The following is a 17511-nucleotide window of genomic DNA, read 5'->3' as shown; positions in this document are numbered from 1 at the left end:
GCCGAGCACGGCACACGCTACTCAGCAGGTCAGCAGGCTCTGCCGCTGGCTGCTGTGCCAAGTTTCTGCATGACTTTCGGAGGGGTTCAATGAAGAGTCTGAGGAGATCGCGAGAGCGTGTGCCTGCACCTCGCCCTGTTGTCGACAGCGTGCTGTCGAGGGCGTTGGGGGCGCCTCTGGGTACTGCTGAGCGGGTGTCGGCCGTGTGCCAGCTGCTGTCCAGCGCCGAGTACCTTGTCCGACGGGCTGACCGAGCCAAGGGCGGGCTCAACGACTGGAGTCTCGCCAGGGACCAGGTGCCCTCAAGGCTGCAGTTAACCCGTAGGATGCGCGACCTTGTTGCTACCGAGGCGGTGACCTCGGGCCTGCACGTGGCGCAGGTCGGCGCGGGGCTGGTGCTGCTGTCGCCTGTGAGGCACCAGGGGGTGCGTGCCGGAGCGGATCTGCTCCTTGCCGGGTCTCAGCTGCTGCTGTACCCCAGGCACCTGTATGGGACGGACGGGTCGGACCAGGTCTCCTTCCTGGTTGCGGCCGCAGCAGGGCTCGGACGGGCCGGTGGCACGGCTGGCACCAGGCGCGCCGCGATCGAGTTCATCGGGGCACAGACCATCCTGTCCTACAGCGCAGCGGGTATCACCAAGATGCCGGGTGCCCTGTGGAAGAGCGGGGACGCCCTGGTCAGCATCATGCGCACCCAGACCTATGGTGACGAGGGCTTCTACCGTCTGCTGACGCGGTTCCCGCGTTCGGCGCGGGCACTGTGCCGGGGTGTCGTGGCCTTTGAGGCCCTCTTCCCGCTGCTGGCTGTGGGCAGAGGCCGGTACATGGACTGGGGCCTGGCTGTCATGGCGGCCTTCCACGCGGCCAATGCCCGGTTCATGGGGCTGTCGAGGTTCTCCTGGGCGTTCGTGTCTACCTACCCTGCGGTACGAAGCCTGGTGCGCCGGGAGGAGGTGTCCGCATGAGCGTGATGCGTGACACAGTTACTGTGACGGCGGCGGCGCTGGGGATCGGCCTGGCACATCAGGCGTACGCGACTGCCCGTTCGCTGAGGCGTCACTCTGGCTACGAGCACCACGTGGTGAGCTGCCGCAGCGGCAACGAGCTGTCCTGCTACCGGGGTGACTCCGCCGGGGACAGCAGGGCCACAGTGCTGTTCGCCAGCGGGCTCATGAACACCTCAACCTCGTGGCTGCTGCTGGCCTCGCACCTGTCTGGCATGACACCTGTCCTCTACGACCGCGCGGGCTACGGGCGCTCGCTGTGGCGCTCAGAGGCCCCCTACCACCTCCAGGAGTCTGTTGCCGACGCAGCCGACGTGGTGAAGGAGGTGTGCTCCGGGGATGATCCCATCTGGCTGGCCGGGCACTCCATGGGCGGCTACCTGGTTCACCGGCTGGCTGGCCAGCTCGACAACATTGCCGGGGTCATCCTCATCGACCCTATGCACCCTCGCGAGATGGTGGTGAGCCAGCCGCAGAGAGAGGGGGCCAAGGCAACTGACCTCACCTTGCGCACCGCCCCGCTTCCTGTCGCGCTGGGCGCGGGCCTGCTGATGGACAAGGGCGGTGTCCTGAGCTCGGCGGCTGGCAGCCCCTCCCTGGGGCGCCTGCGCGCAGAAATATCGGCAGCCTCCACCTGGTACGCCGCAGCCCGGGAGTGGCGCTACCTCTACCCCTACCTGCTGGACGGCGGGGCGCCCCTGGAGCAGGTAGCCACCCCGGTCTATGTGATCGCTGCGGAGGCGACCGTGGCGGGCTCCTCGGAGCAGGGCGGGCTCTACGATGAGTACGTGGCCTCAGGCTCGGCGGGCGGCAGGCGCCTGGACCTGGAGGACTGCGACCACCTGAGCATCATCAACGCCCCGCAGGCTGCCCCGCGCCTGGCCGAGCAGGTCGTCTCACTGGTCCAGGAACGCCCCGAGCCCCGGGAGGTCACCTCATGAAAGCCTTGCTGCGCCGCTTACTACCGGCAGTGTTTGCCGTGTGGCTGGTGGTCACGGCCCTGTCCCAGCACCCTGACCGCAGCTTTGACCGGGTACGCCAGGTGGACCGCACCGGCACGGGGTTGCTCATCCCCAACTGGCGCTTCTTCGCCCCTAACCCGGCAGTCCACGACCAGCACTTCCTGTACCGCCTCGCTAACGAGGACCGATCGGACCACACCCCGTGGATGTCAGTCTACGAGGCTGAGCCCAGACGGTGGTGGCACGCGTTCTGGTTCCCGGCCCGGCGTATGGAGAAGAGCATCTTCGACGCCGCCTCCACCATCCTGAACAACCAGGCCGCCTCTGTCCCTACGGAGAAGGAGGCGGTGGAGTCGGCCAAGAGGCTGGTCACCAGCTTTGTGCGCGCCAGGGTCACACCACGCGAGGGATACCCCTACTTCCAGGTGCTCCTGGTGCGGTACTCAGGATACGACCACTCGGAGAATCCGCTGTACGACATGGTGTTCGACTACGAGCCGGTGGAGGCCTCATGACAGGAGCGCCCCAGTACGACCAGGTCATGGCTGACCTGTATGATCCGTTCATCAGCCGGGCCAGTGACCCGACAGAGCTTGTGTCCAGGTGCGCTCCCTACGTTCGCGGACGCAATACCCTGGAAATCGGTATAGGGACCGGGCGGGTAGCGCTGCCGCTGGCTGAGGTGGCGGCCTCCTACACCGGTATCGACAACTCTGAGCCAATGCTGGAGCACCTGCTGACCAAGCGGCTGCCGGAGAGCCTGTTGGCCCGGCTGGCTGACGTCAGGCTGCCGCTCCCCTTCTATTCTGGGGAGTTTGAGGTAGCAGTCTCTGCGATGGGGTCACTCTCCTACGTGGACAGCCTTGAGGAGTACGCGGACTGCCTGCGGCACGTCAGAGAGGTGCTGGTCCCCGGAGGAACCCTGATCGCAGAGAACTACTCGCTGTCCACCTATCGCGCCCTCTCCGAGGCCGGACCATCGCGCTTCCCGGTGCCAGACGGCCAGGGGTGGTGCGAGTTCCAGGCATCGTGGGACGGGGACCTCATGGAGACCGAAGCCAGGGTTCATTACCCGGACGGCACGGACTCTCTCTTCCGAGAGAGGGTGCTGGTGCTGGGCGAGGGAGAGTTCGAGTCACTCGCACGGCAGGCAGGGTTTGACCCCGTGCAGGCAGAGTACGCCACGCATGGCGCACCCTTCGACTGGTTCGCTCTGAAAAGGGGCACGCCATGAGAAATCAGCACCAATATCCACGCAATGACTCCCAGATCGGACAGATGCGCGTCACTCAATGTTTCCGGGCGTCTCAGCAGCCTCTGAAAGACGTGAGGACCAAGCACCTCGCCTGCTTGTTAGGAGGTGCAGATGTCTAGGTGGTACGCATTCTGGCTGACAACAATGTATGCAGGTCCTGTCGCCTATCTACTCATGTTCGATCATATGGCTAATCCAGGTAGAGCGGCGTCCTCGATTGTATTGGCCGTGACAGCGGGAGTAGTGGTAGCGCTGCTCTTCGTATCGTCACCTGACGACTAGACCTCCAGGAGAAAAGTTCTCACTGGACAGATTGTCCCCCTTGGGACAGAAAGGAGAGAGCGTATGCAGATACTGCTTGACAAGGTCAACTCGGATCCCACACTGAAGGGATCGCTTCGACTGCGGGCCAGCAGGGTAGGTACGCCGGTACTCGCCACACCCGCCGCCCTTGCGTGGGCGGCTGGAGCAGCCGTAGGAGCGGGCGCTGTGAGTGGGGCCGCATACGGTGCCTACCGGGTCGCGGCGCGCTGAGGATCAACAGAACAGAAGGAGGACTCATGAACGAGCTGCTTGACAAGGTCAACTCCGACACCGTGGTCATCGTGGACCGCACCCAGGTTCCTGTACTCGCCACCCCCGCAGCTTTCTTGGGGGGACTAGCTGCGGGCGCCAAGGCTGCAGGCGCCCTGGTGGGCGCCGCTGCTGGCGGTGCGGCCGTTGGCGCAGCGACCCGCTAGTCCAGTCCCATCTCGTGGCGTGTGGCGGAAACTCAGCACCGAACCCACGGCGACATACAGGCGCCTGGAGCACTGACACCGCAGGCAGTTGCTCCAGGCGCCTGTCCTGCTGCTACCTTTCTCGTTGGCGACAGAGTTGCGGCTCAACCTTACCTAGGACAACGATGACGGCGAAAACTACGTCTGGGCTGCCACGGAACGCGAAGAAGAAGCCGTGTGCTTTACCGTCAGAAAAGGCTTAGTCAGTCGGCAGGCAGACGCAGCGCCTGGCGCATGGTGAGGCGCCCCTGGGTCTGCATGAGCGAGCGGCGGTAGACAGCCGTGGCCAGCATGACCAGCAGCGGGGTGAAGACAGCGAGCGTGATCACCAGGGAGAGGACCGGCTCCCACCAGCCGACACTGCCTGCCAGCATCCTTGTGGGCATCGCGGCCACGTTGGCCAGCGGGACAAAGGAGAGCACCGTCGCGGCCGGACCCGTGGCAAGGAACCCGACCGGGAGCACCGCCATGAGCAGCAACGTGACCGGTGTAGCCGTCTGGGCAAGGTCCTCACTACGGGTGGACATCGACCCCGCCACCGCCCACAGGGCGTTGGTCCCCACCAGACCGGCCGCAAGCAGCACCACGAACCAGACCAGCACCGTACTGACCCGTGACAGGTCCACCCCGGAGCCTCGCAGCCAGAAGCCCGTCAGAGCAGCACAGGCGTAGGCGGCCATCTGGACCACGGAGACCACCCAGCTGCCCGCCAGCTTGCCGTAGAGCAGGGCGCGCACCGGGATCAGGGAGGCAATGATCTCCACCACCCGGTTCTGCTTCTCCTCCAGCACCACCTGTGCCAGCTGAGCACCAAACATCACCGCCAGCAGGTAGAACACCCCGGTCAGGACCCAGCCGGTGAGCCGGACAGTCCCTGGCGAGGGCTCTCCCGGTGCCAGGACCACCTCGCTGACCTGCGTGCCCTCCAGCAGCGCCTCTACCGGCACGCCCTGGGCGCTGGCGTTGTCCTCCAGCCGGAGCTGTGCCCACGCCTCTGCCACCAGGCTGGCCTGCGGCGACGACGGGTCACTGCGAACCATGAGTATGACCTCGCCGCCATCGCCAGTCACCACGGCTAGCTCGGCCTCGCCGGAGAGCACCTCCTGGCGCGCAGCAGCCTCGTCAGCCACCTCGCGGGGCTCCAGGCGGCTCGTGTCCCCTGCATCTGCCGCCTCAGCCAGCTGCTGGGCACGCTGGACCAGGCGGGTGCCCGCCTCGTCGGTGACGGCCACACGCGTGGGGCCACCGCCGGACCCGCTCATCAGACTCGCAATAAATCCGCTCACGGAGATGGTGATCATCAGCCCCAGGGCCGTCGTCACCACGGTGACAAGGAACGTCCTGCTGCGCAGCTGGACGGAGATCTCCCGCCCGGCCACCACCAGCCAGGCCCCGCGCGCAGCAGCCCCCGCTGGCTGCTCATGCGAGCCAGACTGGTTCGTTGTCCTCTTCGTCGTCCCCGGCTGCTCAGTCGTCTCAGCCGTCTCAGACGTCCTCGGTGCCGTTGGCATCGCTGACCACCTCCCTGAAGATCTCTGCCAGGCTGGGCTGCCACGGGCGCAGCTCGTGGACGCCACCACGTCTGAGGGCCGCCCTCAGCAAGTCCGTCGTGGTCCACGAGCCCAGGCGCACCACAGCCTTGCCTCCCTCAATGTCGCGGACCTCGAGACCAGGCTCGTCGCGCAGCCACCCGGCGTCGTCCCCAAGCCTGATGAGGACAACAGGGTCCTGCTCGCCGCGCAGCTGCCCGGGGGTCCCCTCAGCAACAACCCGCCCCTTGTCCACGACGACGACCCGGTCACACAGGCGCTCCACCAGGTCCAGCTGGTGGGAGGAGAACAGGACGGGGACCCCACGGTCGGCGTCCCTGCGGAGCATCTCCGCCATCTGGTCAACGGCCTGCGGGTCCAGCCCTGAGAACGGCTCGTCAAGCACGAGCGCCACGGGCCGGTTCATGGAGGCTGCCGCCACCTGGACCCGCTGCTGGTTGCCCAGGGAGAGGGACTCCAGGGCAGACCTGGCGTACTCCTCGATACCGAGCTCCTCCAGCAGCCGTGCGGCGGTCTGGCGGGCCTGGGACCGGCTGCTGCCCGCAAGCCTGCCCAGGTAGACCAGCTGGTCGGCCACCGCCTGCTTGGGGTAGAGGCCGCGCTCCTCGGGCAGGTAGCCCAGGCGGCGGCGCACGGCGGCGTCCACGGGGCGGGAGTCCCACAGGACCTCCCCTCCGTGCGGGGCCAGGACGCCCATAATCATGCGCATCGTCGTGGTCTTGCCCGACCCGTTGGCCCCCACGAAGCCGACGACCTCGCCACGACGCACACTGAGGCTCATGTCCTCCACCGCCGTCACGGCCCCGAAGCGCCGCACCAGGTGCCGAACCTCCAGCATCGCCACCTCCTTGCTGTCTCCCTGTCACCGCCTGTCAGTGTCTCCTTGCCAACCACCAGGCTAGGAGCAGCCACCCCAGACCTCATCCTGCCGGGAGCCGGAACCTCCCCCTGCCGAGGAAGGAGAGCTCACAGCCCACCGCCCCTCCCCACGAAGGAGCAGACCCAGCCGCACACCTGGCAGGTCTCGTGCCCACGTGAGACAGCTGCCTCGACCCGCGCAGCCTCCCGGCTGCACCCGGCAGGCTGCCGCCGCGCGAGCCAGGATCAGGACGGGGAACCGCCTTCGCCAGGCCGCACGAGCCCGAGCTCGTAGGCCAGGACCACCAGCTGGACGCGGTCGCGGGCGTGCAGCTTGGCCAGGCACGCCGACAGGTAGCTCTTGACCGTCGTGACACCCACGATCAGCTCCTCGGCGATCTCCTGGTTGGTGCGCCCCTGGGCCACCAGGCGCAGCACCTCCCGCTCCCGCGGGGTCAGGGAGTCGAGATCGGCGGACGGCGCCGCGCCCCGCCCCTGGTGCGGCAGGCGGGCCAGCACCCGCCTGGTCACCTCCGGCGCCAGCTGGCCGTGGCCCCGGTGGACCTGGCGGATGGCCTCGGCGATCTCGTCCGGGTCGGCGGTCTTGAGCAGGTAGCCCGCAGCCCCGGCCGACAGCCCGGAAAACAGGGCCTCGTCGTCGTCAAAGGCCGTGAGGATGATGACCTGGGCGAGTCCTGCCCCGGTCACCTGCTCGGTGGCCTTGATGCCGTCCACGCCGGGCATCTGCACGTCCATGAGGACGACGTCGGGGCTCAGCGCGCGGGCCTGGCGCACTGCGGCTGCACCGTCAGCGGCCTCTCCCACCACCACGATGTCGGGCTCGGCCTGGAGCATGAGCGCGAAGCCTCGGCGCATGGCGGTGTGGTCATCGGCCAGGAGCACCCGGATCTGGCTCATCCCAGCTCCTCCACCGGACGGAAGGGCAGTCTCACCCGCACACCGTACCCGCCAGCCAGGCGGGGGCCGATCTCAGCCGTGCCGCCGTGGGCGGCGAGACGCTCCGAGACACCGAGCAGGCCGCGCCGATCACCGGAGGCGGTCTCCCGCCTGCGTCCCCGGTCCACCACCTCGACCTCGGCGGCGTGGCCCGCGCCCTGGTGCAGCACCCGCAGCACCAGGGAGGCCTCATCCGCGGTAGAGGAGGCCAGCACGCTGGACAAGGACCCCTGCGCCACCCGGTACAGTGACAGGCCCACCGCTGCGGGGACCCTGCCGGTCATCCCGGAACAGCACTCCACCTGCGAGTAGCGCACTCTCAGGCCACGGCGGCCCAGCTCCTCAACCAGCCCCGGGAGGCTGTCCAGGCCCGGGGGCAGGCCGCCCCCGTCATCCTGGCGCAGCGACCCCACGACCAGGCGCAGGGCACGCACCGCCTCGCGCGACATCGCCTCCATGTCCTGCAGCCCCTGGGCCACCTCCGGGGGAGGGCTGGTGAGGTTGCGCCGCAGCGCCGCCGCCGACACACCAACGGCTGCCACGTCGCGTGACGCGACCTCGTGCAGGTCGCGGGCGATCCACAGCCGCTCGTCAGCGACCGCGTCGGCCCGGCGCTCCTCAGCCTGGGCGTCAATGAGAGCGGCCTGCTCCTCCACCAGCATCCGCTCCTGGACCAGATGCCACGCGATGGTGCCCGCCAGCACCGGCAGCCCGCACCACAGCGCGTTGAGCAGCAGGTTGTCGATAAGCAGGGCCAGGCCGGGGGGCAGCAGGTGGAGCGTCGGCTGCGACCACAGGCCGCTGGCCACCGCACCCCTCACCGTGAGCACCGCACCCAGAAGGAGGAGGCCTGCCACCAGGGCGGCCAGCACGGTCCTCGCCCGGCGACGCGGCCAGGCCCAGGCTGCGGTACTGAACAGCACCAGGGCGAGGACCGCCTTGTTGCCCAGCAGGTTGAGCACGTCGGGCTCAGTCAGGTTGACGACCAGGAACAGGAGGAACACGCAGGCGGCCACGCTCAGGGGGAACCGCCGCCGCCACACGCACAGCAGGGCCAGCCCGCCCGCGAAGCCGTAGGCCGCCACAACCGTGCCGCCGCGCTCAAGCACGCCGAGGCTGCGCACGGCCTCGGTCTCCACCCCGCACAGCACGAGGGCGAGGAGGGCGACCGCAAGGTCGCGCCGCCACCAGTCGTGGGGCAGTGCCCTTGGGCGGTCCCTGCGGGTCGGGGCGGCAGCGGTGCCCTGGCCGCCCGGACCAGCCAGCCCGACCCGGCCAGCCTGACCGCCCGGGCCGACGCGCCCTGCCCGGTGCACACCGCTCGCGTGACCGTCCTGGGCGCCCTGGCCGCCCGGACCAGCCAGCCAGGTCATCGCCTTTCCCCCATCCCCATCTCCGTGAGAGCGGCCCGCGCGGCCAGGTAGCCGCACATGCCGTGCGCGCCAGCACCCGGCGGGGTGGCAGCCGAGCACAGGTAGGCCCCGGGCACACCGGTGGCGTACGGGTTGGCGGCAGGGCGCGGCCGCGCCACCAGCTGGCGGGCCGTGCTGGCGCCCGCGATGACGTCCCCGTCGACGTAGTTGGCGTTGGCCGCCTGGAGGTCGAGGGCCGAGAGGGAGGCGGAGGCCAGGACACGCTCGCGGAAGCCCGGGGCGTAGCGCTCGATCTCGCCCATGACCAGCCGTGTGACGTCACCGGGCCAGCCTGCCGGGACGTGGGCGTAGGCGTAGAGGGGGTACACGCCCCCGCGGGCCCGGCCCGGGTCGGCCAGGTACTGCTGGCCCACCAGGATGAAGGGGCGCTGCGGCATCCGCCCGCGCCAGACCTCCCGCTCAGCGGCAGCAACCTGAGCCAGGGTCCCCCCGAGGTGGACCGTGCCCGCCTGCCGGGAAGGCAGGTGCCGCCAGGGCACCCCTTCGGCCACAGCCATGTCCACCTTGGCCACCCCCGGCCCGTGCCGGTAGGCCCGGTAGGCCCGCGCCACGTGCCCCGGCAGGGCGTCACCAAGGATCTGGGCGGCTGCGGCGGGGGTGGTGTCCAGCATGAGCAGGCTGCCCGGCCCCACCTCCCTGCGTGACCTGATACGCCGCCCGGTCTCGATCTCGACCCCCGCACGCCGCGCCCGGCGCAGCACCGCGTCCCTGATCGCGCCGGAACCTCCTTCGGCCACCGGCCACCCACTGCCATGGGCCGCCGCCAGCAACGCCAGCCCGATGGCCGAGGAGAAGGCCGCCCCCAGCGGGCGCAGGGCGTGCGCAGCGGCACCGGCGAACAAGGCGCGGGCCGCCTCGCCCCTCCACACCCGCGCCAGCACCACTGCGGGCAGCGCAGCAGAAGCACCGTACCGGGCCAGGACCAGCGGGTGGGCCGGGAGGTGTGCCACGGGCTGGAGGATCTCCGCCGACAGCGCGTCAAAGTGACCGGCCAGCGGACCGAGCAGCCTGGCCCAGGCCACCCCGTCCCTGCCCAGGCCAGCCGCCGTGCCCGCAACGCTGCGGTGCAGGACGGCCCCACGCCCGTCGGGCAGCGGGTGGGCCAGCTCGTAGGGTGCCCAGCGCCACCGCAGTCCCTCCGCCGCCAGGTTGAAGCGGCTCATGAAGGGAGAGACTGGGCCAAAGGGGTGGAACGCCGAGCACGTGTCATGGACCAGCCCGGGCAGCGTCAGCTCCTCTGAGCCGACACCGCCACCGATCCTGTCACCCGCCTCAACCACGCGCACGGACAGGCCAGCCTCGGCCAGCGTCACAGCGGCAGCCAGCCCGTTGGGGCCGCTGCCCACGACAACTGCCTGCCTCATAGGCTCCTCGCCAACTCCTCGCCAAGCACTGGCTCAGCAGCCCGCAGGCCACGTCTCCGTGTGACGCTACCCGTGACCTAGAAACCGTGTCAAGACCCCTGTCGCTGCGCCGGAGATGCCACCACTCCAGTGGTGCCCCGCTTGTGCGCACGGCCCCGCCCGTCATAGGGTTCGGCCATGACCACGCCCCGCACCAGCCAGTGGTGGTGGCTCCCCAGGAGGCGAGCCACCCGCAGCCGCTGACTCCGTGCAGTCGGCACCGCACCGCAAGAGCTCGCCACCGGGCGAGGTCCTGCGCGTCAACGGGCGGGTCCTGCTGGTGGCACGAACAGGAAGGCCCTCATGACGCTTCCCCCGCCCACCGTGCTGACACGGGCCACCAGCTACCACCGCGACGCGGGTCTGCTGCTGGAGCACCTGGCTGCGGCGAGCCTGGTCCCCACCACTGCGGGCGCCGACGGCACACCGCGCCCCTGCGACATCGTGCTGCTGGAGACGGCCGACGTCACCACCAAGGCCTCCCGCACCACCGTCATGGTCCTGGAGGCCTCTGCCCGGCTGACCTGCACCGGCTCTACCGTCACTGTCGAGGCCCTCCCCCCTGCCGGAGCCGACGGCCGCGCCGCCGTGGAGCGGGTGCGCACCGCCCTGGGCCGCTACGTCGTCAGCGAGCCCGCACCAGGCCCCACGCCACAACCCGCTCTAGGCCCCGCGCTACAGCGCACGCAGCAGCCCACGCAGGCCAGCCCCTCCTCCGGGGCCACACCGGCCAGCAGCCGGGCCGCCGAGCAGGTCACCCTGGCCTTCCCGGACCCGCCCGAGGACGGCAGCCTGGAGGAGCGCGAGCGGCTCACCGCCACCTCCACCGTCGAGCCCCTGCGTGTCCTGGCCGCCACCGAGGTGGACCACCCCCACCTGCCCCTGGAGGCGGGTGTGCTCGCCTTCGACTACCTGGCCACCGTCGAGACCCTGCCCGAGGTGGCCACGGGCGCCAACACCTGCCCCGACTACCTCTTCTACGACGCCCGCATCATCCTGGTCATCGACCACCCCACGCGCACAGCCACCCTGGTGGGGGCCTCCGTGGACGCCCCTGACCTGGAGCGGCGCCTGGAGGAGCTGGCTGCCGCCATCGACACCGCTACCGCCGACACCGCTACCGACACCGCCATCGACCAGGCGGCCGCCCTCCCCCGGGAGCGCCCCGGGCACGCCGCTGCCTCCAAGGACTCTCAGGGCACCGAGGGCTCCGGGGACCCGGCCCCGCAGCCGCCAGGGCCTCCAGCAGCCCCTCCGCAGGACCCGGCCCCCCGGGCAGCGGTGCCGGCCACCACCCTGACCGCCCATCCCACCGTCTCCGACAGCGACTTCGAGGCCCTGGTGGACCAGATGCAGGGCCACATCGCCGCCGGGGACGTCTACCAGGTGGTGCCCTCACGCGGCTTCACCATGCCGTGCCCGAACGCCCTGGCCGCCTACCACCGGCTGCGCGGCTCCAACCCGAGCCCCTACATGTTCTACCTGGGCACCCCTGACTTCGAGCTGCTGGGGGCCTCCCCGGAGTCCGCCCTGCTGCACTCAGCCAGGACCGGGCGGGTCGCCATCCGCCCCATCGCCGGCACCCGCCCACGCGGCCTGGCCCCCGACGGCAGCATCGACCACGAGCGCGACACCCGCCTGGAGCTGGAGCTGCGCACCGACGCCAAGGAGGTCGCCGAGCACGTCATGCTGGTGGACCTGGCCCGCAACGACGTCGCGCGGGTGAGCGTTCCCGGGACCCGCCAGATTGACGACCTCATGCGCGTGGACCGCTACTCCCGCGTCATGCACCTGGTCTCCGAGGTCAGCGGGCAGCTGGCCCCGGACCTGGACGCCCTGGACGCCCTGCGCGCCTCCATGACCATGGGCACCCTCACCGGCGCCCCCAAGCTGCGCGCCGCCGAGCTCATCCGCACCGCCGAGGGGGTGCGGCGCGGCAGCTACGGCGGCTCGGTCGGGTACCTGCGTGGCGACGGGGAGCTCGACACCTGCATCGTCATCCGCTCCGCCTTCGTGCGTGAGGGGACGGCGCTGGTGCAGGCCGGGGCGGGAGTCGTGGCCGACTCCGTGCCGGCCGCCGAGGCCGCTGAGACCCTCCACAAGGCCCGGGCGGTCCTGGAGGCTGTCGCTGCGGCCCAGGGGGCCGAGCTCGTCATCGACACCGACCCGGACGACACTCCGGTCCCCGCGGCCACCGCACCGGAAGCGAGGCACTGATATGCACGTGGTCCTGCTCGACAACCGCGACTCCTTCGTCTACAACCTGGTGGACCAGTTCGCCTCCCTGGGGGCGAGCATTGAGGTTTACCGCAACACTGCGCCAGCGCCCACGGTGCTGGACGCGCTCGCACCCGCCGACGGTGAGTCGCCGCGTCCGGTGCTTTGCCTGTCCCCTGGCCCGGGCCACCCGCGCACCTCGGGCAACCTGATGGAGCTGATCGGCTCCGCCCTGGACCGCAGTATCCCCACGCTCGGAATCTGCCTCGGATTCCAAGCGATTGTTGAGGCCTGCGGCGGTGTTATCGGGCGAGTCGGCCCCGTGCACGGGCGCAGCGTGCGTGTGGAACTGACCGAGGCGGGGCGCATCGACCCGGCCTTCCGGGCGCTGCCCGACGGACGTCTGGACGTGGCCCGCTACCACTCCCTGGGCACCCGCACATTGCCGCCAGCGCTGGAGTCACTGGCGGTGACCGGTGCCGATGACCCGGTCGGTCCTGGCGTAGTCATGGCAGCCCGGCACCGCGCCCGGCCCATCGTCGGACTGCAGTTCCATTCCGAGTCCGTGCTGACACCGCAGGGTCCTGGAATCCTACGCGCGCTCACGACGGACCTCGCCCGGGCGGCCACCGCCTGAACCCACCGCATCTTCGTACTCCGCACCATCGACCCCGTCTTCGAGGAACAGTGTATGAACCCCGCACCCGCCGAGAACAACGCGATGAATAACGCCGCGAATGAAGCCGTGAATAATGCCGACGCCGCATACTCCGCGCCCGCCATCGCTGACGCCGAGGACGCGCACCGTCTGCTGCGCGGGGTCATCCAGGGCAGGCGCCTGACCCAGGAGGAGACCGGCGTCGTCTTCGCCGCACTGGGCGCCGGGGACCTGTCCGAGGCCGAGACCGCCGCCCTGCTGGCCGCCCTGCACGCCCGGGGCGAGACCGCCGACGAGGTCGCCGGGGCCGCCAGCGCCTTCCGGCAGGCCGCCCGGCCCTTCCCCCAGGTCACCTTCCCGCTCGTCGACGTCGTGGGCACCGGGGGCGACGGGGCGGGGACCCTCAACATCTCCACCGCAGCGGGGATCGTGGCCGCCTCCATGGGGGTCTCGGTAGCCAAGCACGGCAACCGGGCCGTGTCCTCGCGCACCGGTGCGGCCGACGTCGTGGCCGCCCTGGGCCTGCCCGTGGACCTCCCCCCGCAGGAGGCGGTGGAGGTCCTGGCCCGCGACCACTTCACCTTCCTGTTCGCCCAGGCCTACCACCCGGCCATGCGCCACGTCGCGCCCGTACGCAAGGCCCTGGCCACGCCGACGATCTTCAACGTGCTGGGTCCCCTGCTCAACCCCGCCCACCTGACCTACCAGCTCATGGGAGTGGCCGACCCGGACATCCTTGACATGATCGCCGAGGCCATGGTCCGTCTGGGCCGCAAGCGCGCGCTGGTGGTCCACGGCGCGGGCACCGACGAGATCGCCGTCCACGGCCCCACCCTGGTGCGTGAGGCCACCCCGCGCGGCGTCACGTCCTACACGGTCACCCCGGAGGACCTGGGGGTGCCCACCTACGCCCTCCACGACGTGCTGGGCGGCGACCCGCAGCACAACGCCGACCTGCTGCGCGAGGTCTTCGCTGGCGGCGGCCGGGCGGCCCACCGCGACGCGATCGCCGTCAACGCCGGGGCGCTGCTCTACCTGGCAGGCCCGGCCGACAACCTGGCCGACGGCACCCGCATGGCCCTGGACCAGCTGGCCAGCGGCCGGGTGGCCAGCCACCTGGAGGCCATGGCCAAGGCCTCCGCGACCGCCTCAACCCCGACCCCACCCACGACCTCGGCCGCAGCCTCGACCCAGACCGCAGACCAGGGCCAGGACGGTGAGGCACAGTGACCGCACCCTCCCCCCACCCCGCAGCGCCGCACCCCGCATCAGCATCCACCCCAGGACCTGCTGCAACCGACCCCGCCGCCGGTACCGCCCGCCCGCAGCGGCGTCCCGTGGACCAGCGGCTCACGGCCACCGGGACCGTCCTGGACTCCATCGTCGAGGCCCGGCGCACCCGGCTTCCCGAGCTGCGGGCGCAGTTCGCCCACCTGCGCGCCCAGGACCTGGAGCCCTCGGCACGCTCCCTGGCCCAGGCGCTGCGCACCCGCTCCGGTCCCACCACCAGCCCGCGCCCGGCCCTTGTCATGGAGTGCAAGGCAGCATCTCCCTCGCGAGGCACCATCCGCTCCAGCTACGACCCTGCCGCCCTGGCCGTCCAGTACGCCCCCTACGCCTCCGCCGTCTCCGTACTCACAGAGCCGGACCGGTTCAACGGCTCCTTCGAGGACCTGGCCGCCGTGCGCGCGGTAGTGGACGTGCCAGTGCTGTGCAAGGACTTCGTCGTTGACGAGGTCCAAGTGCTGGCCGCCCGCCACCTGGGGGCCGACGCCATCCTCCTCATGCTCTCCGTGGTGCCCGACGACGTCTACCGAGAGCTGGCCGGGTTGGCCCACAGGCTGGGCATGGAGGTGCTCACGGAGATCTCCACCCCACAGGAGATGCACCGGGCCGCAGCCCTGGGTGCGCGTGTCATCGGCATCAACAACCGAGACCTGCGCACGCTGGCCACCGACCTGGCCCGCACCGAGCAGCTGGCGCCGCTGGCGCCGTCCGGCGTCGTGCTCGTGGGCGAGTCAGGCGTGTCCACCCCTGAGGACGTGCGCCGCCTGGCCGGGCAGGTTGACGCCCTCCTGGTGGGCTCCTCCCTGTCGGGCGCTCCGGACCCCGCCGCTGCGGCCGCCGCCCTGGCCGCTGCGGTGCCCGTGCCTGTGGGGCAGCGCCCCAGCATGAGCAGCAAAGACGGCACAAGCAGTACCTCAGAGGCGAGCCCGCAAGGCGTCGGCGAGACCACGGGGAGCAACCGGACCCACCCGAGGCTGGAGGCTTACTTCGGCCCCTACGGGGGCCAGTACGTGCCCGAGCTGCTGGTGCCCGCCCTGGACCAGCTCGAGGACGCCTTCATTGAGGCGCAGGCCGACCCCTCCTTCGCCGCCGAGCTGGGCGGGCTGATGGCCCGCTACCTGGGCCGCCCCACCCCGCTCACGCCGCTGCGCAGCCTGCCGGTGGAGGGCCACGCCCGTATCCTGCTCAAGCGTGAGGACCTCCTCCACGGAGGCGCCCACAAGGGCAACCAGGTGCTGGGCCAGGCGCTCCTGGCCCGCAGGATGGGCAAGACACGCGTCATCGCGGAGACCGGCGCGGGCCAGCACGGGACCGCCACCGCCATGGTCTGCGCCCTGCTGGACCTGGAGTGCACGATCTACATGGGGGCCACCGACGTGGTGCGCCAAGCCCCCAACGTGGAGCGCATGGAGCTCATGGGGGCCACTGTCGTCCCCGTGGACTCCGGGGCGGGCACCCTCAAGGACGCCGTCAACGAGGCCCTGCGTGACTGGACCGCCTCCTTCCGTACCACCCACTACCTGCTGGGCACGGCGGCCGGCCCCCACCCCTTCCCCACCATCGTGCGTGAGTACCACCGGGTCATCTCCACCGAGGCCCGCGCCCAGGTGCTGGCGATGGCCGGGCGCCTGCCCGACGAGGTCATCGCCTGCGTGGGCGGGGGCTCCAACGCCATCGGCATGTTCGCCGACTTCCTTGACGACGAGCAGGTGAGGCTGACCGGTGTGGAGCCCGCCGGGGAGGGCCTGGACACCGCACGCCACGGCGCACCCATCAGCACGGGGCGGGTCGGTATCCTCCACGGCTCCCGCAGCTACCTCATGCGCACCGCCGACGGCCAGGTGGAGGAGTCCTTCTCCGTCTCCGCAGGACTGGACTACCCCGGGGTGGGTCCCCAGCACGCGTGGCTGGCCGACACTGGGCGCGCCCGCTACGTGGGCGTGGACGACGAGGAGGCCATTGAGGCCTTCCGCCTGCTGTCCCGCCACGAGGGGATCATCCCTGCCGTGGAGTCGGCCCACGCCCTGGCCCACGCCCTGAAGGTGGCGCGCAGCATACCGGTGGGGGCTGAGCCGCCGGTCCTGCTGGTGTGCCTGTCGGGGCGGGGGGACAAGGACCTGGACCAGGTGCGCGCGCGCCTGGGCGGCTCGTTCTCCACCGACGGGGCGGTGGCCAGGGCCGCCCGTATGGTGGAGGCGGGCAGGCGCAGCGAGTACGCACCCCTGGCCAGCCTGGCCAAGGAGTCCTGAGATGAGCCGCTACCCCAACATGTTCCGAGCACTGAAAGCCCGCGAGGAAGGCGCCTTCGTGCCCTTCGTCATGGTGGGCGACCCCGACCTGGCGGCCAGTGAGGCGGTGATCGAGGCGCTCGTGGCGGGCGGTGCCGACGCCCTGGAGCTGGGAGTGCCTTTCTCCGACCCGGTGGCGGACGGCCCCACCATCCAGCGCGCCCACGTCCGAGCGCTGGAGGCCGGTGCCGGGTTCCATGACTGCCTGGAGGTGGTGGCACGGGTCCGTGAGCGCCACCGGGAGCTCCCCATCGGCGTGCTCGTCTACGGCAACGTGCCCTTCGCCCTGGGGCTGGAGCGCTTCTACGCCGACTGTGCGGCAGCGGGCGTCGACTCCGTGCTGCTGCCTGACGTTCCGGTGCGCGAGTCGCTCCCCTTCAGCGCCGCCGCCCAGGCTGCCGGGGTGGACCCGGTCCACATCGCCCCGCCCTCCGCCGCCGACCACACCCTGGACGCGGTAGCCGCCGCCTCGCGCGGCTACGTCTACGCGGTCTCCCGGGTGGGGGTCACCGGTACGGAGCACGCCTCCTCCACCGTCGGGCTGGCCCAGGCGGTGGAGCGGTTGCGCTGCGCCAGCGCGGCACCGGTCATGCTGGGGTTTGGCATCTCCCGTCCCGACCAGGTTGCCGAGGCGCTGGCCGCCGGGGCCGACGGCGCTATCAGCGGCTCGGCAGTGGTCAGGATCGTGGAGGCGCACGCCGCCAGCCTGCGGGAGGCACCCAGAGGCTCCACCGCCCACGAGGCGGAGTTGGAGGCGCTGAGCAGTGAGCTGGTCGGGTTCTGCTCAGCCATGAAGGCGGCCACCCGCCGCAGCACCGGCCATTCAGTACCATCGGTACCGCAGGAGCAGAGGTAACGAG

General features: G+C 70.7%; 15 protein-coding genes. 10 read left to right on the top strand and 5 right to left on the bottom strand.

Annotated elements, in window-relative coordinates; genetic code table 11:
- The first annotated feature begins 119 nt into the window (after positions 1–119).
- The 5 genes from CWS50_RS04780 to CWS50_RS12905 all read left to right on the top strand — a co-directional run bounded on the left by CWS50_RS04780 (position 120) and on the right by CWS50_RS12905 (position 3961).
- Entirely contained in the window at positions 120–965 is an 846-nt protein-coding gene (locus CWS50_RS04780; protein WP_127841863.1) for a hypothetical protein, read from the top strand.
- The gene (locus tag CWS50_RS04775; RefSeq protein WP_127841862.1) at positions 962–1945 is read left to right on the top strand and encodes an alpha/beta hydrolase; all 984 of its coding nucleotides are present in this window, start codon (positions 962–964) and stop codon (positions 1943–1945) included. Before CWS50_RS04780 ends, CWS50_RS04775 begins: the two co-directional genes overlap by 4 nt.
- Positions 1942–2481, top strand: a complete 540-nt coding sequence (locus CWS50_RS04770; RefSeq protein WP_127841861.1) for a DUF5819 family protein — start codon at positions 1942–1944, stop codon at positions 2479–2481. The genes CWS50_RS04775 and CWS50_RS04770 overlap by 4 nt, the downstream gene beginning before the upstream one ends.
- Entirely contained in the window at positions 2478–3200 is a 723-nt protein-coding gene (locus tag CWS50_RS04765) for a class I SAM-dependent DNA methyltransferase (RefSeq protein WP_127841860.1), read from the top strand. Before CWS50_RS04770 ends, CWS50_RS04765 begins: the two co-directional genes overlap by 4 nt.
- 581 nt (positions 3201–3781) lie before the next feature.
- Positions 3782–3961, top strand: coding sequence for a hypothetical protein (locus CWS50_RS12905; RefSeq protein ID WP_164860076.1), 180 nt, complete (start codon positions 3782–3784; stop codon positions 3959–3961).
- 242 nt (positions 3962–4203) lie between these two features.
- On the opposite strand, the gene CWS50_RS04755 is transcribed toward CWS50_RS12905, so the two are convergent.
- From CWS50_RS04755 to CWS50_RS04735, 5 genes are all read right to left on the bottom strand, one after another.
- A complete protein-coding gene (locus CWS50_RS04755; RefSeq protein ID WP_127841859.1) occupies positions 4204–5511 on the bottom strand; it encodes an ABC transporter permease in 1308 nt (435 codons plus the stop codon).
- Positions 5486–6388 carry an ABC transporter ATP-binding protein gene (locus CWS50_RS04750; RefSeq protein WP_127841858.1) on the bottom strand — a complete coding sequence of 301 codons (903 nt, stop codon included), beginning with the start codon at positions 6386–6388 and terminating at the stop codon, positions 5486–5488. The genes CWS50_RS04755 and CWS50_RS04750 overlap by 26 nt, the downstream gene beginning before the upstream one ends.
- Positions 6389–6654: 266 nt before the next feature.
- Complete coding sequence (locus tag CWS50_RS04745) at positions 6655–7326, bottom strand: response regulator (protein WP_127841857.1); 672 nt, start codon at positions 7324–7326, stop codon at positions 6655–6657.
- Positions 7323–8738 (bottom strand): sensor histidine kinase, encoded by a 1416-nt coding sequence (locus CWS50_RS04740; RefSeq protein WP_127841856.1) that lies wholly within the window; start codon positions 8736–8738, stop codon positions 7323–7325. Before CWS50_RS04740 ends, CWS50_RS04745 begins: the two co-directional genes overlap by 4 nt.
- Positions 8735–10162: a phytoene desaturase family protein gene (locus CWS50_RS04735; RefSeq protein ID WP_127841855.1), complete on the bottom strand. Its 1428-nt coding sequence runs from the start codon at positions 10160–10162 to the stop codon at positions 8735–8737. The genes CWS50_RS04740 and CWS50_RS04735 overlap by 4 nt, the downstream gene beginning before the upstream one ends.
- A 342-nt stretch (positions 10163–10504) precedes the next feature.
- Between CWS50_RS04735 and CWS50_RS04730 the strand changes: the two genes are divergently transcribed.
- From CWS50_RS04730 to trpA, 5 genes are all read left to right on the top strand, one after another.
- On the top strand, positions 10505–12418 hold the full coding sequence (locus tag CWS50_RS04730) for an anthranilate synthase component 1 (protein ID WP_127841854.1): 1914 nt from the start codon (positions 10505–10507) through the stop codon (positions 12416–12418).
- Between the two features lies 1 nt (position 12419).
- The gene (locus CWS50_RS04725; protein ID WP_127841853.1) at positions 12420–13055 is read left to right on the top strand and encodes an anthranilate synthase component II; all 636 of its coding nucleotides are present in this window, start codon (positions 12420–12422) and stop codon (positions 13053–13055) included.
- A gap of 54 nt (positions 13056–13109) precedes the next feature.
- Complete coding sequence (gene trpD, locus CWS50_RS04720) at positions 13110–14306, top strand: anthranilate phosphoribosyltransferase (RefSeq protein ID WP_180342417.1); 1197 nt, start codon at positions 13110–13112, stop codon at positions 14304–14306.
- Positions 14307–14413: 107 nt separating this feature from the next.
- Complete coding sequence (gene trpB / locus CWS50_RS04715; RefSeq protein WP_243118513.1) at positions 14414–16612, top strand: tryptophan synthase subunit beta; 2199 nt, start codon at positions 14414–14416, stop codon at positions 16610–16612.
- Between the two features lies 1 nt (position 16613).
- Positions 16614–17507: a tryptophan synthase subunit alpha gene (trpA, locus tag CWS50_RS04710; RefSeq protein ID WP_127841851.1), complete on the top strand. Its 894-nt coding sequence runs from the start codon at positions 16614–16616 to the stop codon at positions 17505–17507.
- The last annotated feature ends 4 nt before the right edge of the window (positions 17508–17511 follow it).

This window comes from Actinomyces wuliandei (assembly GCF_004010955.1).
GTDB lineage: Bacteria > Actinomycetota > Actinomycetes > Actinomycetales > Actinomycetaceae > Actinomyces > Actinomyces wuliandei.
This window is presented reverse-complemented; position numbering and strand designations above follow the sequence as displayed.